23 protein-coding genes are annotated in these 22,290 nt (G+C 71.5%); 6 read left to right on the top strand and 17 right to left on the bottom strand.

Going from position 1 to position 22,290, the window contains the following annotated elements:
• Positions 1-138 precede the first annotated feature (138 nt).
• The 8 genes from rocD to ACZ4WH_RS41965 all read right to left on the bottom strand — a co-directional run bounded on the left by rocD (position 139) and on the right by ACZ4WH_RS41965 (position 7,403).
• Positions 139-1,356 carry an ornithine--oxo-acid transaminase gene (gene rocD, locus ACZ4WH_RS42000; protein WP_468190999.1) on the bottom strand — a complete coding sequence of 406 codons (1,218 nt, stop codon included), beginning with the start codon at positions 1,354-1,356 and terminating at the stop codon, positions 139-141.
• Positions 1,356-2,165, bottom strand: coding sequence for a dimethylargininase (gene ddaH, locus ACZ4WH_RS41995; RefSeq protein ID WP_468190996.1), 810 nt, complete (start codon positions 2,163-2,165; stop codon positions 1,356-1,358). Before ddaH ends, rocD begins: the two co-directional genes overlap by 1 nt.
• 153 nt (positions 2,166-2,318) lie before the next feature.
• On the bottom strand, positions 2,319-2,804 hold the full coding sequence (locus tag ACZ4WH_RS41990; protein ID WP_208030937.1) for an Lrp/AsnC family transcriptional regulator: 486 nt from the start codon (positions 2,802-2,804) through the stop codon (positions 2,319-2,321).
• A gap of 37 nt (positions 2,805-2,841) precedes the next feature.
• Entirely contained in the window at positions 2,842-3,009 is a 168-nt protein-coding gene (locus ACZ4WH_RS41985) for a hypothetical protein (protein WP_014671269.1), read from the bottom strand.
• 91 nt (positions 3,010-3,100) lie between these two features.
• Positions 3,101-4,051 (bottom strand): cytochrome c oxidase assembly protein, encoded by a 951-nt coding sequence (locus ACZ4WH_RS41980; RefSeq protein ID WP_468190993.1) that lies wholly within the window; start codon positions 4,049-4,051, stop codon positions 3,101-3,103.
• Positions 4,052-4,153: 102 nt separating this feature from the next.
• On the bottom strand, positions 4,154-5,179 hold the full coding sequence (locus ACZ4WH_RS41975; protein ID WP_468190990.1) for a 6-phosphofructokinase: 1,026 nt from the start codon (positions 5,177-5,179) through the stop codon (positions 4,154-4,156).
• Positions 5,180-5,406: 227 nt separating this feature from the next.
• Complete coding sequence (locus ACZ4WH_RS41970; RefSeq protein WP_381562866.1) at positions 5,407-6,135, bottom strand: type 1 glutamine amidotransferase; 729 nt, start codon at positions 6,133-6,135, stop codon at positions 5,407-5,409.
• Positions 6,136-6,164: 29 nt separating this feature from the next.
• Positions 6,165-7,403 (bottom strand): DUF1727 domain-containing protein, encoded by a 1,239-nt coding sequence (locus tag ACZ4WH_RS41965; RefSeq protein WP_468190987.1) that lies wholly within the window; start codon positions 7,401-7,403, stop codon positions 6,165-6,167.
• Positions 7,404-7,555: 152 nt separating this feature from the next.
• On the opposite strand from ACZ4WH_RS41965, the gene def reads away from it, so the two are divergent.
• Positions 7,556-8,155 (top strand): peptide deformylase, encoded by a 600-nt coding sequence (gene def / locus ACZ4WH_RS41960; protein ID WP_468190985.1) that lies wholly within the window; start codon positions 7,556-7,558, stop codon positions 8,153-8,155.
• 10 nt (positions 8,156-8,165) lie between these two features.
• Here the strand turns inward: def and ACZ4WH_RS41955 are convergent, their stop codons facing one another.
• On the bottom strand, positions 8,166-8,810 hold the full coding sequence (locus ACZ4WH_RS41955) for a TetR/AcrR family transcriptional regulator (protein WP_468190983.1): 645 nt from the start codon (positions 8,808-8,810) through the stop codon (positions 8,166-8,168).
• Positions 8,811-8,980: 170 nt separating this feature from the next.
• Here ACZ4WH_RS41955 and ACZ4WH_RS41950 point away from each other — a divergent pair, with 170 nt between their 5' ends.
• The gene (locus ACZ4WH_RS41950; protein WP_468190981.1) at positions 8,981-10,207 is read left to right on the top strand and encodes an acyl-CoA dehydrogenase family protein; all 1,227 of its coding nucleotides are present in this window, start codon (positions 8,981-8,983) and stop codon (positions 10,205-10,207) included.
• 25 nt (positions 10,208-10,232) lie between these two features.
• Here ACZ4WH_RS41950 and ACZ4WH_RS41945 read toward each other — a convergent pair whose 3' ends face one another.
• The 8 genes from ACZ4WH_RS41945 to ACZ4WH_RS41910 all read right to left on the bottom strand — a co-directional run bounded on the left by ACZ4WH_RS41945 (position 10,233) and on the right by ACZ4WH_RS41910 (position 18,211).
• A complete protein-coding gene (locus tag ACZ4WH_RS41945) occupies positions 10,233-10,754 on the bottom strand; it encodes a cupin domain-containing protein (protein WP_356129636.1) in 522 nt (173 codons plus the stop codon).
• Positions 10,755-10,761: 7 nt separating this feature from the next.
• Positions 10,762-11,985 carry a cytochrome P450 gene (locus tag ACZ4WH_RS41940; RefSeq protein ID WP_468190977.1) on the bottom strand — a complete coding sequence of 408 codons (1,224 nt, stop codon included), beginning with the start codon at positions 11,983-11,985 and terminating at the stop codon, positions 10,762-10,764.
• The gene (locus ACZ4WH_RS41935) at positions 11,982-13,046 is read right to left on the bottom strand and encodes a type III polyketide synthase (protein ID WP_468190974.1); all 1,065 of its coding nucleotides are present in this window, start codon (positions 13,044-13,046) and stop codon (positions 11,982-11,984) included. Before ACZ4WH_RS41935 ends, ACZ4WH_RS41940 begins: the two co-directional genes overlap by 4 nt.
• Before the next feature lie 340 nt (positions 13,047-13,386).
• The gene (locus ACZ4WH_RS41930) at positions 13,387-13,620 is read right to left on the bottom strand and encodes a DUF6213 family protein (protein WP_030655224.1); all 234 of its coding nucleotides are present in this window, start codon (positions 13,618-13,620) and stop codon (positions 13,387-13,389) included.
• A 25-nt stretch (positions 13,621-13,645) separates the two neighbouring features.
• Complete coding sequence (locus ACZ4WH_RS41925; protein WP_468190971.1) at positions 13,646-15,031, bottom strand: NADP-dependent succinic semialdehyde dehydrogenase; 1,386 nt, start codon at positions 15,029-15,031, stop codon at positions 13,646-13,648.
• 108 nt (positions 15,032-15,139) lie between these two features.
• The gene (locus tag ACZ4WH_RS41920) at positions 15,140-15,613 is read right to left on the bottom strand and encodes an NUDIX hydrolase (RefSeq protein ID WP_468190968.1); all 474 of its coding nucleotides are present in this window, start codon (positions 15,611-15,613) and stop codon (positions 15,140-15,142) included.
• On the bottom strand, positions 15,610-17,148 hold the full coding sequence (locus ACZ4WH_RS41915) for an ATP-dependent DNA ligase (RefSeq protein ID WP_468190965.1): 1,539 nt from the start codon (positions 17,146-17,148) through the stop codon (positions 15,610-15,612). Before ACZ4WH_RS41915 ends, ACZ4WH_RS41920 begins: the two co-directional genes overlap by 4 nt.
• 130 nt (positions 17,149-17,278) lie before the next feature.
• Positions 17,279-18,211: an NAD(P)/FAD-dependent oxidoreductase gene (locus ACZ4WH_RS41910; protein WP_468190963.1), complete on the bottom strand. Its 933-nt coding sequence runs from the start codon at positions 18,209-18,211 to the stop codon at positions 17,279-17,281.
• A gap of 65 nt (positions 18,212-18,276) precedes the next feature.
• On the opposite strand from ACZ4WH_RS41910, the gene ACZ4WH_RS41905 reads away from it, so the two are divergent.
• From ACZ4WH_RS41905 to ACZ4WH_RS41890, 4 genes are all read left to right on the top strand, one after another.
• Positions 18,277-18,849 carry a helix-turn-helix domain-containing protein gene (locus tag ACZ4WH_RS41905; protein ID WP_468190960.1) on the top strand — a complete coding sequence of 191 codons (573 nt, stop codon included), beginning with the start codon at positions 18,277-18,279 and terminating at the stop codon, positions 18,847-18,849.
• Between the two features lie 86 nt (positions 18,850-18,935).
• Positions 18,936-19,907, top strand: coding sequence for an NADPH:quinone oxidoreductase family protein (locus tag ACZ4WH_RS41900; RefSeq protein WP_468190957.1), 972 nt, complete (start codon positions 18,936-18,938; stop codon positions 19,905-19,907).
• Positions 19,904-21,085: an acyl-CoA dehydrogenase family protein gene (locus ACZ4WH_RS41895; protein ID WP_468190954.1), complete on the top strand. Its 1,182-nt coding sequence runs from the start codon at positions 19,904-19,906 to the stop codon at positions 21,083-21,085. Before ACZ4WH_RS41900 ends, ACZ4WH_RS41895 begins: the two co-directional genes overlap by 4 nt.
• The gene (locus ACZ4WH_RS41890) at positions 21,082-22,167 is read left to right on the top strand and encodes an acyl-CoA dehydrogenase family protein (protein ID WP_468190952.1); all 1,086 of its coding nucleotides are present in this window, start codon (positions 21,082-21,084) and stop codon (positions 22,165-22,167) included. Before ACZ4WH_RS41895 ends, ACZ4WH_RS41890 begins: the two co-directional genes overlap by 4 nt.
• Positions 22,168-22,290 lie beyond the last annotated feature (123 nt).

Genomic DNA, 22,290 nt, shown 5'->3' with positions numbered 1-22,290 from the left:
AACCCCCCATAAAAGATGCGGGGGGATCCGCTCTCCCCGGGAAAGGCCACGGGGGGAAGGGGGAGGAACCATCCCGTGGACACGCGCTAACAGCGGGGGGGGGGGGGGGGGGGCCCCCCCCCCCCCCCCCCCCGTCCCTCAGGCCAGCACCTTCTCCAGGGCCGCCAGCGCCGAGCGCAGCTCCTCCGCCGTGATCGTCAGCGGCGGCGCCAGCCGGATCGTCGACCCGTGGGTGTCCTTGACCAGAATCCCCTCGCGCATCAGGCGCTCACTGATCTCGCGGCCGGTGCCGAGGGCCGGGTCGACGTCCACGCCGGCCCACAGCCCGCGCGCCCGGAAACCGGTCACACCCTTGCCGACCAGCTCGGTCAGCCCGTCCCGCAAGGTCACGCCCAGCTCGGCCGCCCGGCGCTGGAACTCACCGGTCTCCAGCAGCTCGACCACGGCCGTGCCGACCGCCGCCGCGAGCGGATTGCCGCCGAACGTCGAGCCGTGCTCACCCGGGTGCAGCACCCCCAGCACCTCGCGCCGGGCCACCACCGCCGACACCGGCACGATGCCGCCGCCGAGCGCCTTGCCGAGCAGCAGCACGTCAGGGACGACGTCCTCGTGCTCGACGGCGAGGGTACGGCCCGTGCGGCCGAGGCCCGACTGGATCTCGTCCGCGATGAACAGGCAGCCCTCGCGGCGGGTCAGCTCCCGGACCCCGGCGAGATAGCCGTCGTCCGGGATGATCACCCCGGCCTCGCCCTGGATGGGCTCGATCAGCACCGCCGCCGTGGTGTCGTCGACCGCCGCCTCCAGCGCGGCCAGGTCGTTGTACGGCACGACCTTGAAGCCGGGCGTGAACGGGCCGAAGCCGGCCCGGGCGGTCTCGTCCGTGGAGAAGCTGACGATGGTCGTCGTACGGCCGTGGAAGTTCTCCGCCGCGACCACGATCGTCGCCTGTCCGGCCGGGACGCCCTTCACGTCGTACGCCCACTTGCGGGCCACCTTGATGCCGCTCTCCACCGCCTCCGCTCCGGTGTTCATCGGCAGCACCATGTCCAGGCCGGTCAGCTCCGCGAGCCGCTCGGCGAAGGAGGCCAGCCGGTCGTTGTGGAAGGCGCGGGAGGTGAGGGTGAGGCGGTCGAGCTGGCGGTGCGCCGCCTCGATGAGCGCCGGGTGCCGGTGGCCGAAGTTGAGGGCCGAGTAGCCGGCCAGCATGTCGAGGTAGCGGTTGCCCTCGACGTCCTCCACCCAGGTGCCCTCGGCGCGGGCCACCACCACGGGCAGCGGGTGGTAGTTGTGCGCGAGAACCGGCTCCTCCGCGCGGATCAGGTCGTCGGACGTACGGGTGCGCGCGGGTGCGGTCATCAGCGGATCTCCTGGGTGCAGCACTTGATGCCACCGCCGGCCTTGTGGAACTCGGACAGGTCGACGGGGACGGGGACATAGCCGTGGCCGGCCAGGCGCTCGGCCAGCGCCTCGGCCTGGGGCGCGATGAAGACGTTCCGGCCGTCGGAGACGGAGTTCAGGCCGAACGCCATCGCGTCCTCGCGGGTGGCGAGCACCGCGTCCGGATACAGGCGCTTGAGGACCTCCCGGCTGCCCGGCGAGAAGGCCTCCGGGTAGTAGCAGACGTTGTCGTCGTCGAGGACGAACAGCGCCGTGTCGAGGTGGTAGAAGTACGGGTCCACCAGGGTCAGGCCGATCACCGGGTGGCCGAGGAACTCCTGCGCCTCGCGGTGCGCCTCCCGGGTGGTGCGGAATCCCGTGCCGGCGAGCACGTACCGGCCCGTCCACACCAGGTCGCCCTCGCCCTCGGTCACCGACTCGGGGCGGTGGACGTCGTAGCCGGCCGCCTTGAACCAGGTGTCGTAGTGCTCCGACTCCGGGCGGCGCTCCGGAGCGTGGAACAGGGAGCCGAAGACCCGGCCGCCGACGACGAACGCCGCGTTGGCGGCGAACACCATGTCCGGCAGGCCGGGGACCGGCTCGACGGAGTCCACGGTGTGGCCGTGGGCCCGGTAGGCGCGGATCAGCTCCTGCCACTGCTCCTGGGCCAGATCCACGTCGACGGGCCGGTCGGGATGCATCCACGGATTGATCGCGTACTGGACGGCGAAGTGTCTGGGTTCACAGACGAGAAAACGCCGGGAACGCGGCACACGACTGTCGGACACAGAGGGTTTCCTCCGTTTTCCTGTGTGTCACTGAGGGGTGACACCACGGTAGGAAGGGAGGAAGACGGGCGACAAGCGAGAAAAGCTGCGCAGATGCGCAGCATCGCTGCGTTGTTGCCAGGAATCACGCACGACTCCTGCGCGCTGGTCCGGTCACTCGGGGGCCGCGTGGGTGGCGCCCGCTTCCGGGCTTTCCGGGAGCAGATGGGACAGCACCATCACGCTGATCGTCTTCCGGATGAACGGCTCGGCGCGGATCCGCTCCAGCACCTCCTCGAAGTGCTCCACGTCCCGGGCGCGCACATGCAGCAGCGCGTCCGCGCCGCCGGTCACCGTCATGGCCGCCGCGATCTCCGGATGGTTGCGGACAACCTCCGCCAGCCGCCGGGGCGGGGCCGCGCCCTCGCAGTACACCTCGACGTACGCCTCCGTGCGCCAGCCCAGCGCGGAGGGCTTGACCGTCGCCGTGAACCCGGTGATCACCCCGGTCTCCCGCAGCCGGTCCACCCGCCGCTTGACCGCCGTGGCGGACAGCCCGATCGCCGCTCCTATCTCGGCGAAGCTGGTCCGCGCGTTCGCCATGAGCGCGGTGATGATCTGGCGGTCCAGCTCGTCGAACGAGGGCGTCCTGCTGTTCATGCGGGCACTGTAGCCAGCCCCGCCCGCCCGGGGCGGCTCACGACTGGGTGACCACCAGGGCGAGCGTCAGCAGCCCCAGCACCACCCATCCGAACCACAGCCAGCCGTTGCTGCCGAGCGCGACCGTGTAGGCGGTCACGACGACCAGCCCGCCGACCGTGAGTGCCCCCATCGTCTTGGTGGAACCGTTCGTGGAACCGGGCATCGCGACACCCTCCTCATGGTCCGTCCACGACCATGGTGCCCCGGTTCGGGCCCGGACGGGATAGGTGCGGCTGTCCCGCGTGCGCGGTGCGCTAGCCCTCGCGGGCGCTGAGCGAGGCCAGATAGGCGTTGTACGCCTCCAGCTCCTTGTCGCCGTCCCGGTCGGCGGCCCGGTCCTTGCGCTTGGCCTGCCGCTGCTCGGAGCGGTACCACTGGAACAGCAGAGCGATCAGCACCAGCACCGACGGGATCTCGCTGAACGCCCAGGCGATGCCGCCCGCCGCGCTCTGGTCGGACAGCGCGTCGATGCCCAGCGAGGCCGGCGGGTGCTGGAAGGTCTCCACCATCGGCGTCGACGCCATCATCAGCGCGATACCGAAGAACGCGTGGAACGGCATGCCCGCGAACAGCTCCAGCATCCGCATCAGGTGGCCCGGCCGGTGCGGGCCCGGGTCGACACCGATGATCGGCCAGAAGAACACGACACCGACCGCGAGGAAGTGCACCATCATCGCGACGTGCCCGGTCCTCGAGCCCATCAGGAAGTCGAACAGCGGGGTGAAGTACAGGGCGTACAGGCTCGCGATGAACAGCGGGATGGTGAACGCCGGGTGGGTGACGATCCGCATGTACCGGCTGTGCAGCAGCATCAGCAGCAGCTCGCGCGGACCCTTGCGGCCCCTGCCGGCGGTCGGCAGCGCGCGCAGCGCCAGGGTGACCGGGGCGCCGAGCAGGATCAGGATCGGCGACAGCATGCTGATCACCATGTGCTGCACCATGTGCACGCTGAACATGACCATGCCGTAGTCGTTCAGCCTGGTGCACATCACCAGCGCGATGGTGAGCACGCCGACGACGTACGAGACGGTACGGCTCACCGGCCAGGCGTCCCCGCGCCGCCGCAGCCGCACGACACCCCAGCCGTACAGGGCCAGACCGGCGAGGCAGGCGATGAGGAAGAAGGGGTCCACCGACCATTCGAGCCCTCGCCCCAGCGTGAACGGCGGCAGATCCATGGTCATGCCGTGCCCGCTGTGATCCATCCGCCGGCTCCTGTTTCGTGGGGGTTGTGCGAGTTGTCCGCCCCAAGAGTAGAGCCGCCCCCGGTCACGGCTGTGACCGGGGGTTGGTAGTTCGCGGCTGGACTACAGCACGCACTCCGCCTCGTCGTACCGCCCGGAGGGCACCGTCTTCAGCGTCTCCACCGCCTCCGCCAGCGACACCATGACGATGTCGGTCCCGCGCAGCGCCGTCATCTTGCCGAACTCGCCCCGGTGCACGGCCTCGACCGCGTGCCAGCCGAAGCGGGTCGCCAGCACCCGGTCGTACGGCGTCGGCGTGCCGCCCCGCTGCACATGCCCGAGGATCACCGGCCGGGCCTCCTTGCCGAGCCGCTGCTCCAGCTCGACCGACAGCTGCCGCGCGATGCCCGCGAAGCGCTCGTGGCCGTAGACGTCCTTGCCGCCCTCGTCGAACTCCATGGAACCGGGTCGCGGCTTGGCACCCTCCGCGGCGACCACGATGGCGAACCGCTTGCCCGCCTCGAACCGCTCGCCGACCTTCTTCGCCAACTCCTCGATGTCGAAGGGCCGCTCGGGCACGACGACGGCGTGGGCGCCGGCCGCCATGCCGGAGTGCAGCGCGATCCAGCCGGTGTGCCGACCCATGACCTCCACGATCAGCACGCGCTGATGGGACTCGGCGGTGGTCTTCAGCCGGTCCAGGGCCTCGGTCGCCACGGTCACCGCCGTGTCGAAACCGAAGGTGACATCGGTGACGGCGATGTCGTTGTCGATGGTCTTGGGCACGCCCACGATGGGCAGCCCGCTGTCCGACAGCAGCCGGGCCGCCTTCAGCGTGCCCTCACCGCCGATCGGGATGATCGCGTCCAGGCCGAGTTCCGCGACATGGCCCCTGGCCCGCTCCACGCCGTCCCGCAGATGCTCCGGGCGGACCCGGGAGGAGCCGAGGATGGTGCCGCCGCGCGCGAGGATGCCGCCCACGGCGTCCAGGTCGAGCTTCAGATAGTCGCATTCCAGGAGGCCCTTCCAGCCGTCCCGGAAACCGATGACCTCGTCGCCGTGGTCGGCGACGGCACGGTGCACGACGGACCGGATGACGGCGTTCAGGCCGGGGCAGTCTCCGCCGGACGTGAGGACACCAATGCGCATAGCCCGAAATACCTTCTCAACGTGGGCCGGGTTACCGGACCACGTTGTCCGGCGGATTCCCGGTCACCCTACCGGCGTGAGGGGGTGGCTCCGTAGCGGGCGTCCGCCTGCTGGACGCGCCCGCACATGTGAGCGGACGGACCGTCAGGCGGGCCCGCCACGAGCCTGCCGGACCACGCTGAAATCCCGCTGAAGAACGGGTTACGCAGACTGCTGCGCAGCAGTGTTCACGCAGGCTGCTGCGCAGCCGCGATGCGCTCGTTGCGGAGCGCCTCGTACCAGCGGTCGTCGATCGGCGGCAGGGCGTTGACGTCCAGCGCCAGCTTCAGCAGCAGGTCGGCGATCAGCGGGTTACGGGCCAGCACCGGCCCGTGCATGTACGTTCCGAAGACCGTCCCGTTGTACGCGCCCTCCGTGCCGTCCCCGGTGCCGTTGCCCTTGCCGATCTGCACCCGGGCGAAGGGGCGGGCCGTGGGGCCGAGGTGGGTGACGCCCTGGTGGTTCTCGAAGCCGGTCAGCTGGGGGAGACCCAGCTGCGGGTCGATGTCGGCCAGCACGTCACCGACGCACCGCTCGCCCTCGCCGCGTACCGAGACCACGTCCAGCAGGCCGAGGCCCGGCTCGCGCTGGCCGAGGTCGTTGATGAACTCGTGGCCGAGGATCTGGTAGCCGGCGCAGACCGAGAAGACGATCGCGCCGTTCTCCACCGCCCGGTGCAGATGCCCGTCCCGGCGCAGCCGCTCGGCCGCGAGCCGCTGCGGACGGTCCTCGCCGCCGCCGATGAGGTAGATGTCACCGGAGGTCGGGATCGGCTGGTCGCTGCGCACGTCCAGCCGGGCCACGTCCAGGCCCCGCTGCCGGGCCCGGCGCTCCACGACGAGGGCGTTGCCCTGGTCGCCGTAGGTGCTCAGCAGGTCCGGGTAGATCCACACCAGCCGCAGTTGGTTGTCGCTCATGAGGTGATCGCCCTTCGAGGATCAGAAGATCAGTTGCCGACGCGGCGGCGCAGGTCCTGGAACGCGGTGTAGTTCGCGATGACCTCGATCCGGCCCGGCGGGCACATCTGCACGGCCTGGTCGAGGTTGTCGCAGACCTGGAAGTGCTGGTTGGCGACCTCCAGACGGACGGCGAGGTCCAGCTTCCGGTCGCCGATGACGAAGATCGGGTGGCCGGTCAGCCGCGTGTAGTCGACGTCCCACAGCCAGGAGGTGTCGGTGCCGTCGGCCCCGCGGGCGTTCACGGACAGGATCACCGGCGCGGGCGGCGGGTCGATCAGGGAGAACGTCTCCAGCCAGCCGGCTGGGTTCTTGGCCAGCAGCAGTCTGAGGTCGCGGTTCTGGAACTGGACGACGTCGTACCGGCCGGCCACCGCCTGCACCTGGTACATCCGCTCCAGGGCGACCTGCGGCGGCACTCCGAAGACGGCGGCGACGGCCGCGGAGGAGGCGGCGTTGGCCTTGTTGGCACGGCCCGGCAGCTGAAGGTGGATCGGCCAGGCGGACCCGTGCGGGTCCAGCACATGGTCCCCGGACAGCGCCCAGGTCGGCGTCGGCCGCCGGAAACCGCACTCACCACAGAACCAGTCGTCACCCGGGCGCTGCATCACGCCACCGCACGACGGGCAGGACCAGGCGTCGTCCTTCCACATCTGTCCGGCCGCGACCCAGATCACGTTCGGGGACGAGGACGCGGCCCAGACCACCAGCGGGTCGTCGCAGTTGGCGACGATGACGGCCTTGGAGCCGGCCAGGCCCTCGCGCCAGTTCTCGGCGAGCATCCGGGTCTCGGCGGCGCGGTCGAGCTGGTCACGGGAGAGGTTCAGCAGGGCGATGCACTTCGGGCTGGTGTCCCGGGCCACACCGGCCAGGTACTTCTCGTCGACCTCGATGACACCGAACTTGGCGTCCGAGCCGCCCGCCAGCGCGGAGGTGATGCCGGCCGGCATGTTGGCGCCGAGCGCGTTCGACACGACCGGGCCCGCGGCGCGCAGTGCCTCGGCGATGAGCCGGGTGGTCGTGGTCTTGCCGTTGGTCGCCGACACCAGGACGACGTCCAGGTTCTGGGCGAGCCGGGCGAGCAGGTCGGGGTCGAGTTTCAGCGCGACCCGGCCACCGATCACCGACCCGCTGCCGCGCCCCGCGGCGCGCGATGCCGCAGCGACCGCCTTGCCCGCGGTCACGGCCAGCTTGGCCCGCGGCGAGAGCGGGTCCGAGTTGCCTGCCATCAGTTCTCGATCCTCCTTGCGTACGCGCCGCGCCTGGGGCCATCCGGCAACGTGGTGTGAACCTCAGCCTATCGAGATCCATTCCCACACCCGAATCCCGGCCCAGGCCTTGAGCGGCGGGCATGAGCTGAAGGAACCGTACCCTTGCCGCCATGCGACACGGTTCCATTCCGGGCGCCCACGGGCGCGTCCGGCCCCTCACCCTGCTCGGCGACGCGGTACTGCGCGAGCCCTGCCGGGACGTCACCGACTTCGGCCCCGATCTGGCGGCCCTCGTGGAGGACTTGTTCGCCACGATGTACGCGGCGCGGGGGGTGGGTCTGGCCGCCAACCAGATCGGGGTCGGTTTGCGGGTGTTCGTGTACGACTGTCCGGACGACGAGGACGTGCGTCACCTCGGACATGTGGTGAACCCGCGGCTGGTGGAGGCGGACGGTGTGGTGATCCGGGGCCCCGAGGGCTGCCTGTCCCTGCCGGGCCTGGAGGCGGGAACCGAGCGCTACGACCACGCGGTGGTCGAGGGCTTCACGCTGACCGGCGACCCGATCACCCTCCACGGCACGGGCTTCTTTGCCAGATGCTTGCAACACGAGTGCGACCACGTGGAGGGCACGGTGTATGCCGACCACTTGGTGGGGTGGCGCCGCCGGAAGCTGATGCGGCAGATCTCCCGAGCCTCATGGCGCCGGGCGAGTGGTCCCGCTCAGGGGCGCGGGGAACTGCGCGACCAGCCCCCACCGGCCCGCGGCTGAAGAGCGACTGTCAGAACCCCGGGCCGCCCATCCTGTCCCCGGCCGCGGCCAGGCGACCCCACAGCAGGTCGGCGAGGGACCGCACCAATTCAGCCCGGGAACAGGGCCGTTCCCCCAGCCACCAGTCACCCGCCGCGTGCATCATCCCGACGATCCCGTGCCCCCACACCCGCGCCAGCTGCTGACTCTCCGGCCCGAGATCCACCCGCTCCTCGATGACCTGGGCCAGCTCCTCGCCCATCCGCCGCAGCAGCGGGGCCGAGTGCTTGCCGACGTCGAAGCCCTGGTCGCCTCCCGTGCTCCCCTCCGCCGGATGCATGAGGAACCGGTACACCTGGGGTCGCGCCTCGATGGCGGCGAGATAGGTGTCGAGCGTGGACTCGACCCGCTCGCGGCGGTCGGCCGGCGCGTCCAGCGCCGCCCGCAGCGACGCGAGCAACGCGTCGGTGTGCCGCTTGGCCAAGGCTGCGTAAAGACCGCCCTTGTCGCCGAAGTGCCGGTAAAGGATCGGCTTCGTGATACCCGCTTCCGCCGCGATCGCGTTCATCGACGCCTGCGGGCCGTCGCGCAGCACCACCCGGTCGGCGGCCTCCAGCAGCTCGCGCCGTCGGCGGTCGGCGGACCGCTGCTGATCGGTCCGCTGCGTGGTGTCCATGTGCTCTCCCCACCCGTGCTGATTCGGTGACGCCTGCGCAAACTAACACTGATCGGGCCCCTGACATCGAACGGGCTGCCGAGGCGTCATCGGCGGTTGACTTTTCCTACCGATCAGTAACACACTCGCGTTACCGCAAGTAACATCGCACCACCGCCGCTGGAGGGGACATGGCCGAGTTCACCATGGAGCTGAACGACGAACAGAAGGAAGTGCGCGACTGGCTCCATGGCTTCGCCGCGGACGTGATCCGCCCCGCCGCGGCGGAGTGGGACGAGCGCGAGGAGACTCCCTGGCCGGTCATCCAGGAGGCCGCGAAGGTCGGCATCTACTCCCTCGACTTCTACGCGCAGCAGTACTTCGACTCCACCGGCCTCGGCATCCCGATGGCCATGGAGGAGCTGTTCTGGGGCGACGCGGGCATCGCCCTCTCCATTGTGGGCACCGGCCTCGCCGCCGTGGGCGTACTCGCCAACGGAACCGAGGAACAGATCGGTACCTGGATACCCCAGATGTACGGCGACCAGAACGACGTCAAGGTCGCCGCGTTCTGCTCCTCCGAGCCCGACGCCGGCTCCGACGTCGCCTCCATGCGCACGCGTGCCGTGTACGACGAGGCCAAGGACGAGTGGGTGATCAACGGCACGAAGACCTGGGCGACCAACGGCGGCATCGCCAACGTCCACGTCGTCGTCGCCGTCGTCGACCCGGAGCTGGGCTCCAAGGGCCACGCCTCCTTCATCGTCCCGCCGGGCACGCCCGGACTCTCCCAGGGCCAGAAGTTCAAGAAGCACGGCATCCGCGCCTCGCACACCGCCGAGGTCATCCTCGACAACGTCCGGGTGCCCGGCTCCTGCCTGCTCGGCGGCAAGGAGAAGCTGGACGAGCGGCTGGCCCGGGCCCGGGAGAAGGCGAAGAAGGGCGGGGAGCGCGTCAAGAACGCGGCCATGGCCACGTTCGAGGCGTCCCGCCCGGCGGTCGGCGCCATGGCGGTCGGCACCGCCCGGGCCGCGTACGAGGTCGCCCTCGACTACGCACAGACCCGCGAGCAGTTCGGCCGCCCGATCATCGACAACCAGGGTGTGGCCTTCCAGCTGGCGGACATGCGCACCCAGATCGACGCCGCCCGCCTGCTGGTGTGGCGTGCCTCCTGGATGGCGATCAACGGCAAGCCGTTCACCGCCGCCGAGGGCTCCATGTCGAAGCTGTTCGCCAGTGAGACCGCCAAGAAGGTGACGGCTCAGGCGATCCAGATCCTCGGCGGCAACGGCTACACCCGTGAGTATCCGGTCGAGCGGATGCACCGGGACGCGGCCATCTACACCATCTTCGAGGGCACGAGCGAGATCCAGCGGCTGGTCATCGCGCGGACCCTGTCGGGGATGCCCATCCGCTAGGACTCACCGGTGCCTCGCCGCTGCCTCACCGGTGCCTCAGCGGTGTGAGCTGCTCGATGTCGTACTTGGCCCGCAGCGCCTCGATGGCCTCCTGGTCCGGAGGGCCGCCGTTGCCGAGGATGTCGAGCAGCTCCTCGAAATAACGCTCGTGGTCCGGTGGGGGAGCGGCCTGGAAGAACATCTTCGCCGGTGCCTCCGTCGGATTCGCGAACGCGTGCGGGCAGCCGGGCGGTACGACGATGACCGTGCCCGGTGTCGCCCGGACCACCCGGCTGCCCGAGGACGACTCCCACTTCTGCCAGTTGTCGGGGGTGCGCACGCGCGGCTCGAAGGCGAGCACGTCCAGCTCTCCTTCGAGGACGTAGAACAGCTCCTCGCTGCGCGTGTGCACATGGGCGCCCACGTCGAAGCCGGGCGGGACCTCCACCTCGAAGGTGGAGGCCATGCGCGAGTGCAGGCCGGTGACCTTGAACGTCACCCGCTGGGCCGGCGTCTCGACGACCCGGCCGTGGCCCGGTGGCACGTACAGTCCCTCGGTCTCTGTCATGGGGACCTCACCAGGTCACCGGCAGGCACTCGGGCCCCCGGATCAACGCGCCCTTCATGAACGGGACTTGATCCGGCGCTACGGCCAGTCTGAGGTCCGGTATCCGGTCCAGCAGGGCGTCCATCAGGAGTTCCTCCTCCAACCGGGCCAGCATGCCGCCCGGGCAGTAGTGCGGGCCGAAGCCGAACGCCACATGCGGGTTCGGGCAACGGGAGAAATCGATGGTGTCCGGCGCGGGGAACACGTCCGGGTCCCGGTTGGCGGCCAGGTAGGAGACGTACACCGGGTCGCCCGCGCGGACCCGGACGCCCGCGATCTCCACGTCCTCCAGGGCGATCCGGGACAGGCCGACCGCGTTGCGGTGCGGGATGTAGCGCAGGAGTTCGTCGATCGCCCGGGGGCGGATCTCCGGCTCCGCGCGCAGCCGCGCCGTCAGACCGGGACGGGTCAGCAGCAGGTAGAACATCTGTCCGCTGTTGGCCGTGACCGCCTCGCCGCCGATCTGGAGGAGGACGGCGAGACCGGCGGCCTGCTCCAGGGTGATCTCGCGGCGGCCCACGGCCGCACCGAGCAACGAGGTGACGTCCTGGCCCGCGCTGTTCTCGCGCAGCCCGATCAGGTCGGCGAAGTAGGCGCTCATCTCCCGCTTGGCCCGCTCGCTGACCTCCTTGCCGTGCGCGGAGGACAGGATCAGCTGGGTCCAGGTGTGCATGCTGTGCCGGTCGCCGGCCGGCACGCCCATCAGCTCGCAGATCACCGCGATCGGGAACGGGCCGAGGACCGTCGCCGTGAGATCCGCCGGCGGGCCGGCCCCGAGCAGGTCGTCGATCAGCTCGTCCAGCATCCCGCGCGCCCGGTCGCGGACGCGCTCCACGCCCTTCGCCGTGAAGGCGGCGGCGACCGAGCGGCGCAGCCGGGTGTGGTCGGGCGGATCGAGGAAGCCGACCGCGCCCGGCTCGGGGATGAAGTGCGGGGCGAGCCGGGTGACCGGCTTGTCGACGACCGCCTCCCGGCTGAAGCGGGGGTCGTTGGTCACCATGCGTACGTCGTCGTACCGGGTGACCAGCCAGGCCCAGCCCTCGCCGTTGGGCAGCTGGACGCGGGTGACCGGGCCCTCGGCCATCAGCTCGGCCAGCACCGGGTCGAAGTCCGTGCCCGTGAGGTCGAGCGCCGGCCAGTGCCGGATCGGGGGCATGACCTCGACGTCGGCGCGTGTCGCCTCCTCGATCATCGGGCGTCGCCGTCCGCGTTGACCCAGCGGCCCACCGACATCTCGGCGGTGATGCCGGGGCCGAAGCCGGCGAGCAGTCCGCGTGCCCGGTCGTGGGCGCCGCCCTCGTCGAAGAGCCGGCGCAGGGCGTCCAGGACGACGGCGCTGGCGATGTTGCCGTACTCGGTGAGCGTGGCCCGGCTGAACCGGAAGGCGTGCGGGTCGACCTCGAGGAACTTGCTGAGGTCGTCGAGTATTCGGGGACCGCCCGCGTGGATGATGTAGAAGTCCAGGTCGGACGCGTCCCAGCCGTGGTTGCCTGCCAGGTCCTTGAGCGCTGGGGCGAGCGGCTCCATGGTCGCGGGCACCCGCTTGTCCAGCAGGAAGTGGAAGCCGGTGGCCCGGACGTCGTAGGCGATCCAGTCCTCGGTCTTCGGGATCAGGTAGGAGCCGTTGCGCTCCAGGCGGACGCCCGTGCCGCCGCGCCCGCGCACCACGGCGGCGGCGATGCCGTCACCGAACAGGCCGTTGGAGAGCAGCGAGCCGACGCCGAGGTCGGTGGGCTGGTAGCACAGCGAGCAGAACTCGCAGGCCACGATGAGCGCGTTGGCGTGCGGGTAGGCCGAGCAGAAGTCGTGCGCCCGGTTGATGGCCGCACCGCCGGCCGCGCAGCCCAGCTGGGCGATGGGGAGCTGGCGGGTGGTGCTGTCGAAGTCCATCTCGTTGATCAGCCAGGCCGTGAGCGAGGGCATCATGAAGCCCGTGCACGACACGTAGATGATCACGTCGATGTCGCTGGTGAGCAGCTCCGCGTCGTCCAGCGCACGCTGGATCACCGCCGGGACGCGGGCCTTGGCCTCGGCCTCGTAGAGCTTGTTGCGCTCCTCGAAGCCCGGGTGCTTCAGGGTCTCCTCGATGGGCTGCACGATGTGCCGTGTCTTGACGCCGGTGTTCTCGATCAGCCTCAGCGCCAGTGGCAGTTGGGGGTGGTCGGCGTGGCGGGAGCGCGCCAGCTCCAGCGTGTCCTCCATCGTGATCACGTGCTCCGGGACCGACACCGAGGGCTTGCACAAAGTCGCCATGAACCGTCCCTGCTTTCCGCTCTCCGGGGGCCTTCGCCCACCGGCCAGAAGGTGGGTTCACCTCTGTGGGTGCTACACCCACCGTCACCCGGGAGGACGACGATCTCGCGCTGGGTTACTCCGAATCGGGGACCCGGGGGTCGGACGCGCAGGGCGATTCATGCCGCCGGACGAGGGAAAACGCGGGTACTGCCGTTACGACGGGGACTGCTGTGACCAGGGCATCGCTGGTGCGAAGGGCACGGCTGTGGCCAGTGGGCACAGCCGTGACGGTGAGGACGGCCGTTATCGGGGTACCGCGACGCCGGGTACCGCTGTGCCGGCGGGGCAGGTGCGGCTGTCAGGGCGCCCCGCTGCTGTGGGCGATGCACGCCACGTCGATACGGTCGGCCAGCTTCGCCAGCTCGATGGTCAGCGCGGCGACCGTGTCCTCGTCCAGCCCCTGCTCCCCGGCCTCGACAAGATGCAGCCACCGCGCCCCCACGGTCCGCAACAACTTACTCACGTCCACCGCGGCCACCTGCAAGGTCCCGCGGTCGTCGACGATCAGAGGCAGGGTCACTTCGCGGTTCACAAACGGGATGGTAGCCGCGCGGCGCTCACGCACCCTGCCAAACCGTGGTGATGTTGCAGAACTCCCGGATTCCGTGCCCGGACAGCTCACGCCCGTACCCCGACCGCTTCACGCCGCCGAACGGGAACGCCGGATGGGAGGCGGTCATCCCGTTGACGTACACGGCACCGGCCTCCAGGTCGCGCGCGAACCGCTCCACCTCGTTCTCGTCCCGCGTCCACACGTTGGAACTCAGGCCGAACGGCGAGTCGTTGGCGATCAGCACGGCCTCGTCCAGGTCGCCCGCCCGGTACAGCGTGGCGACCGGCCCGAACGCCTCCTCGCGGTGGATGCGCATCTCCCGGGTGATGCCGGTGAGGACGGTCGGCGGGTAGTACCAGCCGGGCCCCTCCGGCCGCCGCCCGCCGCACAGCGCCTCGGCCCCGCTGCGCCGGGCGTCGTCGACCAGCTCCTCCAGGTCGTTCCTGCCCTGCTCGCTGGCGAGCGGCCCGATCTGGGTGTCCTCCGCCAGCGGGTCGCCGATCCTGAGGGCCTGCATGCCCGCGACGAACTTCTCGGCGAACGCGTCGTAGACGTCGGTGTGCACGATGAACCGCTTGGCGGCGATGCAGGACTGCCCGTTGTTCTGCACGCGCGCGGTCACCGCGACCTCGGCCGCGCGGTCCAGGTCAGCGGAGGGCATCACGAGGTAGGGGTCGCTGCCGCCCAGCTCCAGCACCGTCTTCTTGATCATCTCCCCGGCGGTGGAGGCCACCGCCCGGCCCGCGGGCTCGCTGCCGGTCAGGGTGGCCGCCTTCACGCGCTCGTCGCGCAGGATGTCGTCCACGGCGCCCGAGCCGATCAGCAGCGTCTGGAAGCAGCCCTCGGGGAAGCCCGCCCGGTGGAACAGGTCCTCCAGGTACAGCGCCGTCTGCGGGACGTTGGAGGCGTGCTTGAGCAGGCCCACGTTGCCCGCCATCAGCGCGGGCGCGGCGAACCGGATCACCTGCCACAGCGGGAAGTTCCAGGGCATCACGGCGAGGACCGGACCGAGCGGCCGGTAGCGGACCCTCACCCGGGCGGCGCCGGAGTCGCGCACGTCCGGCTCGGGGGGCTCCTCGTCGGCCAGCAGCCCCTCGGCGCGTTCCGCGTACCAGCGCATCGCCTTGGCACATTTGGCGGCCTCCGCGCGGGCCTGCTTCACCGGCTTGCCCATCTCGGTGGTCATGATCCGGCCGATCTCCCGCTGGTCCTCGTCCAGCAGGTCGGCGGCCTTGTTCAGCAGTCGGGCGCGGTCGGCGAACGAGCTCGCCCGGTACGTGCGGAAGGTGGCCTCGGCGAGTTCGAGCCGGCGTTCCAGCTCGTCGTCGTCCATGGGCTCGTACGTCTTGAGCGTCTCGCCGTTCGCCGGGTTCACCGTTGCGATGGGCATGGCTGACCTCCCTGGGAGCGGGCTTGTCTCGACCTTCGCGCGCGGCCCGGCAAGTCGCAACGCGACAGGCCCCCGAGCGGTTCCTTCCGGTCGCCGCAGGGGCGCTTGCTAGCCCGAGTGCTCCGCCAGCCGGTCGAGAAACGCGGCCTGCGCCGTGACGATCACCTCACGGGCCCGGTCCAGACCGAACCACGCCACCCGGTCCAGCTCCGGGAACTCCCGCGTGCGCCCCGACCGCGGCGGCCACTCCATCGTGAAGGTCCCCGGGGTGATCGTCTGCGGGTCGAGGTCCGCCGCCACCGCCCACGCCGTGACGATCTTGCCGTTGCGCTGCACGACCTCGCCCAGCGGTACGGCCTCCCCGTCGGGCGGCGCCACCCCCAGCTCCTCCTGAAACTCCCGCCGGGCCGCCTCCCAGGCGGGCTCCGCCGGGTCGTACTCGCCCTTGGGCACGGTCCAGGCGCCCGCGTCCTTCCTCGCCCACAGCGGGCCGCCCATATGGCCGAGCAATACCTCCAGCTCCTGGTCGGTGTGCCGGAACAACAGCAGTCCCGCGCTGCGCTTCGTCGTCCGCACCGTCACGGCGTGACCTCCGGGTGGGCTGCCAGCAGGGCCTCCACCGTATCGGCCTCCTCGGGCCGCTTGTCCTCGCGGTAGCGAACCACGCGGGCGAAGCGGAGGGTGACGCCGGCCGGGTAGCGGGTGGAGCGCTGGAGGCCGTCGTAGGCGATCTCCACGACGAGTTCGGGGCGGACCCGGACCACCCAGCCGTTGTCCTCGACCGCCAGTTCCTGGAGCCGCTCGGTCTGCCAGGCGAGCATCGCGTCGGTCATGCCCTTGAAGGTCTTGCCGAGCATCGCGAAGCCGCCGTCCGGGGTGCGGGCGCCGAGGTGGAGGTTGGACAGCTTGCCGGTGCGCCTGCCGTGGCCCCACTCGGCGGCCAGCACCACCAGGTCGAGGGTGTGCACGGGCTTGACCTTCAGCCAGGAGGCGCCGCGCCGGCCCGCGCTGTAGGGGGCGTCGAGCGCCTTGACCACCACGCCCTCGTGGCCACGGGCCAGGGTGTCGGCGAGGAACCGTTCCGCCTCCGGGATGTCCTCGGGGCCCCGGACCACCGTGCGCCTGACCCGCATCGGCTCGGGCACCAGCCGGGCCAGCTCCGCGTGCCGCTCGGCGAAGGGCAGGTCGAGCAGGTCACGGCCGTCGACCGCGAGGGCGTCGAAGAAGACGGGGGAGACCGGGGTCTCCTCGGCGGCCCTCGCCACGTCCGTGCGCGAGCCGACCCGGCCCGCCGTCTCCTGGAAGGACCGGGGCCGGCCCGCCGCGTCGAAGGAGATCACCTCGCCGTCCAGGATGAACCGCTCGCCTCGCAACTCCAGCGCGGCGGCCGTCACTTCGGGCAGCCGGTCGGTGATGTCGTCCAGGGTGCGGGTGTGAATCCGGACCGTGTCGCCGTCCCGGTGCACCTGCACCCGGATGCCGTCAAGCTTCTCCTCCACCGCGCACGCGCCCAGCTTCTCCACCGCCTCCGCGACCGAGGACGCGCTGTGCGCCAGCATCGGCAGCACCGGGCGGCCCACGGTGAGCCGGAACCGCTCCAGCGCCCCCGGCCCCTCACCGAGCAGGGCCTGCGCCACCGTCTGCAACGACCCCGCCAGCATCACGGCCCGTCGCACGTCCGCCGGGTCCGCGCCCGTCGCCCGGGCCAGCCCCTCCACCGCGACCGCGTCCAGCGCGCCCTGCCGGACCTCGCCGGTGAGCAGGCCGAGCAGGAAGCGCTGCTCCTCCTCGGTGGCCGCGCCCATCAGCTCCCCGACGATCCGGGTCCGCTCCGCCTGGGAGCCGGGCCCGGACACCTTGCCCAGCTCGGTGAGCCGGGCGTCGACCTCGCGCACGGTGAGGGCGGGCTCGGCGGCGGCCGGGACCGGGCGGCTCAGCACCTTCCAGCCGACGCCGAGCCGGCCCTGCGGCAGCCGTCCGGCGAGATAGGGGATGACGATCGGCACGTCGTCCGCCTCCGCGTCCCGGAACAACTCCGCGAGCAGCGCGATCTTCCGGGACCGCGCCGCTGTCGCGGCGACCTCCCGGGACACCTGGGCGAGCCGGGTCAGCAGCATGCCGCCATGGTGCCTCAGTGCTCCGCCGGGTGCGCGGTTCCGTTCCGTGCGGGTGCGTGGTGATCTGCGGGTGCGGGGGTGATCGCGTCCGCGCGGCGGTGGCCGCACATCGGACACCGCCCCTCGCTCCTTACGGGGCGCTGTTGTCGAGGTCGGCCATCAGGAGCTCCGCGTTGATCGCCGCCCCCGCGCGGTAACCCCTGCTCGCCGCGTTGATCACCTGCTCCGCGAAGCCGCTCGCGTTGCCCGCTGCCCACAGGCCGGGCACGGTTGTCAGGCCCCGTTCGTCGATCACCGGGTAGCTGCCGAACGGAGTGTCGCGCAGCTCGGCGCCCAGCCTGATCAGCAGGTCGTTGTTCGGGACGGGGCGTGGGGCGGCGTACAGGACCTGGCGATCGTGGATCGTGCCGTCCACGAGCCGGACGCCGGTGAGGCGGTCGTCGGCGATCACGAGTTCGGCCACCTTGCCGGGTACGACCGTGACTCCGGCGGCGGCCAGCCGGCGCAGGTCCTCCTCCGTCAGGTCCGCCTCGCTCACCTCGTGCAGGAAGAGCCGTACGTCCTTCGACCACTGGGTGACCATGAGCGCCTGGTGCGCGCTGAGCGGCGAGGTGGCGAGGACGCCGGTCGGCAGGTCGCGTACCTCCCAGCCGTGGCAGTACGGGCAGTGGACCACGTCCCGGCCGAACCGTTCGGCGAGCCCGGGGAGCGGCGGCAGCTCGTCCTTCAGGCCGGTCGCGATCACCAGCTGCCGGGCCCGCACGGTCCGGCCGCTCGCCAGGACGGCGGTGAAGTCCTCCTCCCGGGTCACGTCCACCACCCGGTCCCGGACCAGCTCCACCCCGTAGCGGGCGATCTCCTCGCGCCCGACGGCCAGGAACTCGGCCGGGGACATGCCGTCCCGGGACAGATAGCCCTGCATGTGCGCGGACGGCGCGTTGCGCGGCTCGCCCGCGTCGACGACCAGCGTGCGGCGCCGGGACCGGCCCAGTACCAGCGCGGCGGACAGTCCGGCCGCACCGCCGCCGACGACGACAACTTCGTACCTGTTGTTCTCGGTCATGCGGCGACGGTCGCCCGACGGCTGCGGGATTGACAAACAGATTTGCCGTTCCCGCAATAGGGGGCATGAGCACAGAGGACGTACTGGCGGACGTGGGCTCGAGGCTGCGCCGCATCCGTAAGGAGCGGGAGGTGACCCTGGCCGCGCTGTCCGAGGCCACCGGCATCTCCGTGAGCACGCTCTCCCGGCTGGAGTCCGGACTGCGCAGGCCCAGCCTCGAACTGCTGCTGCCGATCGCCCAGGCCCACCAGGTGCCGCTGGACGAACTGGTCGGAGCGCCGCCGGTGGGGGATCCGCGGGTGCGGTCCAAGCCGATCGTCCGGGGCGGGCGCACCCACTGGCCGCTGACCCGCCAGCCCGGCGGCCTCCAGGCCTTCAAGGTCCTCGAACCCCAGCGCGAGCAGGAGCCCGACCCGCGGACCCACGAGGGCTACGAGTGGCTCTACGTTCTCTCGGGCCGGCTCCGCCTGGTCCTCGGCGAGCACGACGTCGTGCTGTCGGCGGGCGAGGCGGCCGAGTTCGACACGCGGGTGCCGCACTGGTTCGGGTCGACGGGGGAGGGGCCGGTGGAGTTCCTGAGTCTGTTCGGACCGCAGGGGGAGCGGATGCACGTCAGGGCGCGGCCCGCTCGGACGTGACCCACGCGACTGTTCCCTGATCGGCAAGCGACCGCTTAGTATGCCGTCGGACCCGGTCAGACGAAGCAGTCCCGTGGAGGCCCCGCATGCAGGCATGGCAAGTGCACGAGAACGGCGAGCCGAGCGAGGTGATGCGGCTCCAGGACGTCGAGCGGCCCACGCCCGGTGACGGCCAGGTGCTGCTGCGGGTGCGCGCCGCCAATGTCAACTTCCCCGACGCGCTGCTGTGCCGGGGGCACTACCAGGTGCGTCCGCCGCTGCCCTTCACGCCCGGCGTGGAGATCTGCGGCGAGACCGAGGACGGCCGCCGGGTGATCGCCAACCCCGCGCTGCCGTACGGCGGTTTCGCCGAGTACGCGCTCGCCGACGCCCGCGCTCTGCTCCCGGCGCCCGATTCGCTGGACGACGCCGAGGCCGCCGCTCTGCACATCGGCTACCAGACCGGCTGGTTCGGCCTGCACCGCCGGGCCCGCCTGGAAGCCGGGGAGACCCTGCTGGTACACGCCGCCGCCGGCGGCGTGGGCAGCGCCGCCGTGCAGCTGGGCAAGGCGGCCGGCGCCACGGTGATCGGTGTCGTGGGCGGCGCGGACAAGGCCGCCGTCGCCCGGGAGCTGGGCTGTGACGTGGTGGTCGACCGGCGCGCCGAGGACGTCGTGGCCGCCGTGAAGGAAGCCACCGGCGGCCGGGGCGCCGACGTGATCTACGACCCCGTCGGCGGCGAGGCCTACGCCCAGTCCGCCAAGCTGGTCGCCTTCGAGGGCCGGATCGTCGTCGTCGGCTTCGCCAGCGGGGCCATCCCGAGCCCGGCCCTCAACCACGCCCTGGTGAAGAACTACTCGATCGTCGGCCTGCACTGGGGCCTGTACAACACCAAGAACCCGAAGCTGGTCCAGCAGTGCCACGAGCGGCTCACCGAGCTGGCCGCCCGGGGCGCCGTCAAGCCGCTCGTCAGCGAGCGGGTGCCGCTCGCCGGGGCCGCCGGCGCCGTGCAGCGCGTCGCCGACGGGGTGACCACGGGCCGGATCGCCGTCGTGCTGGAGAACGGAGCCGTCGCATGACCGACGCCGAAGAACTGCGCCGCCGCACCCGGAAGTTGCTCGCGCAGCACCCGCCCGCGAGCACCGACCGCCTGGACTTCCTCCGGGCCCGCTTCGACGCCGGCCTCGCCTGGGTGCACTACCCGGAAGGCCTCGGCGGACTGGGCGCCCCGCGCTCCCTCCAGGGCGTCGTGGACGCGGAACTGGCGGCGGCCGGCGCCCCCGACAACGACCCCCGGCGCATCGGCATCGGCCTCGGCATGGCCGCGCCGACGATCCTGAAGTACGGCACCGAGGAGCAGAAGCGGCGCTATCTGCGTCCCCTGTGGACCGGCGAGGAGGTCTGGTGCCAGCTGTTCAGCGAGCCCGGCGCCGGCTCCGACCTGGCCGCGCTCGGCACCCGGGCGGTCAGCGAGGGCGACCACTGGGTGGTCAACGGGCAGAAGGTGTGGACGTCGAGCGCGCATGTCGCCCGCTGGGCCATCCTCATCGCCCGCACCGACCCGGACGTGCCCAAGCACCAGGGCATCACCTACTTCGTCTGCGACATGACCGACCCGGGCGTCGAGGTCCGGCCGCTGCGCCAGGTCACCGGCGAGGCCGAGTTCAACGAGGTCTTCCTCACCGACGTCCGCATCCCCGACGACCGCCGCCTCGGTGAGATCGGCGACGGCTGGCGGGTCGCCCAGACCACGCTGATGAACGAGCGCGTCTCCATCGGCGGCATGGCCCTGCCCCGCGAGGGCGGCATGATCGGCCCGGTCGCGAAGACCTGGCGCGAACGCCCCGAGCTGCGCACCCACGATCTGCACCAGCGCCTGCTGAAGCTGTGGGTCGAGGCCGAGGTCGCCCGGTTCACCGGCGAACGCCTGCGCCAGCAGCTCGTCGCCGGCCAGCCCGGCCCCGAGGGCTCCGGCATGAAGCTCGCCTTCGCCCGCCTCAACCAGGAGATCAGCGGCCTGGAGATCGAACTCCGCGGCGAGGAGGGGCTGTTGTACGACGACTGGACCATGCGCCGGCCCGAACTCGTCGACTTCACCGGCCGCGACGCCGGCTACCGCTATCTGCGCTCCAAGGGCAACAGCATCGAGGGCGGGACCAGCGAGGTCCTGCTGAACATCGTCGCCGAGCGCGTCCTGGGCCTGCCCGCCGAGCCGCGCACCGACAAGGACGTCGCCTGGAAGGACCTCGCCCGATGACCGACCTGCTGTACTCCGAGGAGGAAGAGGCGCTGCGGGCCGCCGTCCGTGACCTGCTCACGGACCACTGCGCACCGGCCGACGTGATCACCCGCGCCGAGTCGGACACTCCGCACGACCGCGCCCTGTGGAAGCTGCTCGCCGACGGCATGGGCCTGGCCGGCCTCCTGGTGCCCGAGGAGCGGGGCGGCCAGGGCGCGTCCGCGCGCGAAGTCGCCGTGGTGCTGGAGGAACTGGGGCGGGCGGTGGCCCCCGTGCCGTATCTCACCAGCGCGGTCGTGGCCACCGAGGCCCTGCTCGCCTGCGACGACGCCGAGCTGCTGGGGCAGCTGGCCTCCGGGCGCACCATCGGCGCCCTCGCGGTCGGCCTGCACACGGCCCCGGGCGCCCACGTCACGGCCGTACGCGTGGAGAACGGCACCCTGCACGGTGAGCTGACGGGGATCGCGGACGCGGCCGTCGCCGACGTCCTGCTCGTCCCGGCCGACGACGGCGGCCTGTACGCCGTCGCCGCCGACGCCGTGACCGTCACCTCGCAGGTCTCCCTGGACCTGACCCGCCCCCTGGCGAGCGTACGGCTGGAGGGTGCTCCCGGCCGCCGTGTCGGCGACGCCGAACCCGCCGTACGCCGTGCCCTGCGCGCCGCCGCCGGACTGCTCGTCTCCGAGCAACTCGGTGTCGCCGACTGGGCGTTGACGGAGACGGTGCGATACCTGAAGGAGCGCAAGCAGTTCAACCGGCCGGTCGGCGGCTTCCAGGCGCTCAAGCACCGGCTCGCCCAGCTGTGGCTGGAGGTCGTCCACCTGCGGGCCGCCGCCCGTGCCGCCGCCGACGCGCTCGCCACCGGCGAGGACGCGGAGGTCCCGGTCGCCGTCGCGCAGGCGTACGCGGCGCCCGTGGCCGTCCATGTCACCGAGGAGGCGTTGCAGCTCCACGGCGGGATCGGGATGACCTGGGAACACCCGGTCCACCTGTATCTGAAGCGGGCCAAGGCGGACTCGATCGCGTACGGCACGGCGGGCGCCCACCGCGAGGCGCTGGCCGCGCTGGTCGACCTCCAGGCACCCCTCCAGGCACTCTGACACGCCCACGGTGAAGCCCGCCCCACCCGGACGCTGTTGGTAAATCGAGTGTGGGCGTGACGACGGCCTGCATGACCCCGTTGGGGTTGTGCAGGCCGTCGTCGTGTTGAGGGGTGGGTTCGG

The sequence above is a fragment of the Streptomyces sp. NPDC029138 genome (assembly GCF_055564375.1).
Note: the sequence above shows the minus strand (reverse complement) of the source record. Positions and strands in the feature narration are given on the sequence as shown.

Coding starts and splice junctions, on each gene's coding strand:
- ACZ4WH_RS41980 (WP_468190993.1), bottom strand. CDS start 4,051: ATGGATCACAGCGGGCACGGCATGACCATGGATCTGCCGCCGTTCACG.
- ACZ4WH_RS41950 (WP_468190981.1), top strand. CDS start 8,981: ATGGCCGAGTTCACCATGGAGCTGAACGACGAACAGAAGGAAGTGCGC.
- ACZ4WH_RS41970 (WP_381562866.1), bottom strand. CDS start 6,135: ATGAGCGACAACCAACTGCGGCTGGTGTGGATCTACCCGGACCTGCTG.
- ACZ4WH_RS41900 (WP_468190957.1), top strand. CDS start 18,936: ATGCAGGCATGGCAAGTGCACGAGAACGGCGAGCCGAGCGAGGTGATG.
- ACZ4WH_RS41945 (WP_356129636.1), bottom strand. CDS start 10,754: ATGACAGAGACCGAGGGACTGTACGTGCCACCGGGCCACGGCCGGGTC.
- ACZ4WH_RS41925 (WP_468190971.1), bottom strand. CDS start 15,031: ATGCCCATCGCAACGGTGAACCCGGCGAACGGCGAGACGCTCAAGACG.
- ACZ4WH_RS41955 (WP_468190983.1), bottom strand. CDS start 8,810: ATGGACACCACGCAGCGGACCGATCAGCAGCGGTCCGCCGACCGCCGA.
- ACZ4WH_RS41910 (WP_468190963.1), bottom strand. CDS start 18,211: ATGACCGAGAACAACAGGTACGAAGTTGTCGTCGTCGGCGGCGGTGCG.
- ACZ4WH_RS41985 (WP_014671269.1), bottom strand. CDS start 3,009: ATGCCCGGTTCCACGAACGGTTCCACCAAGACGATGGGGGCACTCACG.
- ACZ4WH_RS41905 (WP_468190960.1), top strand. CDS start 18,277: ATGAGCACAGAGGACGTACTGGCGGACGTGGGCTCGAGGCTGCGCCGC.
- ACZ4WH_RS41965 (WP_468190987.1), bottom strand. CDS start 7,403: ATGGCAGGCAACTCGGACCCGCTCTCGCCGCGGGCCAAGCTGGCCGTG.
- ACZ4WH_RS41895 (WP_468190954.1), top strand. CDS start 19,904: ATGACCGACGCCGAAGAACTGCGCCGCCGCACCCGGAAGTTGCTCGCG.
- rocD (WP_468190999.1), bottom strand. CDS start 1,356: ATGACCGCACCCGCGCGCACCCGTACGTCCGACGACCTGATCCGCGCG.
- ACZ4WH_RS41975 (WP_468190990.1), bottom strand. CDS start 5,179: ATGCGCATTGGTGTCCTCACGTCCGGCGGAGACTGCCCCGGCCTGAAC.
- ACZ4WH_RS41915 (WP_468190965.1), bottom strand. CDS start 17,148: ATGCTGCTGACCCGGCTCGCCCAGGTGTCCCGGGAGGTCGCCGCGACA.
- ACZ4WH_RS41940 (WP_468190977.1), bottom strand. CDS start 11,985: ATGATCGAGGAGGCGACACGCGCCGACGTCGAGGTCATGCCCCCGATC.
- ACZ4WH_RS41890 (WP_468190952.1), top strand. CDS start 21,082: ATGACCGACCTGCTGTACTCCGAGGAGGAAGAGGCGCTGCGGGCCGCC.
- def (WP_468190985.1), top strand. CDS start 7,556: ATGCGACACGGTTCCATTCCGGGCGCCCACGGGCGCGTCCGGCCCCTC.
- ACZ4WH_RS41935 (WP_468190974.1), bottom strand. CDS start 13,046: ATGGCGACTTTGTGCAAGCCCTCGGTGTCGGTCCCGGAGCACGTGATC.
- ACZ4WH_RS41990 (WP_208030937.1), bottom strand. CDS start 2,804: ATGAACAGCAGGACGCCCTCGTTCGACGAGCTGGACCGCCAGATCATC.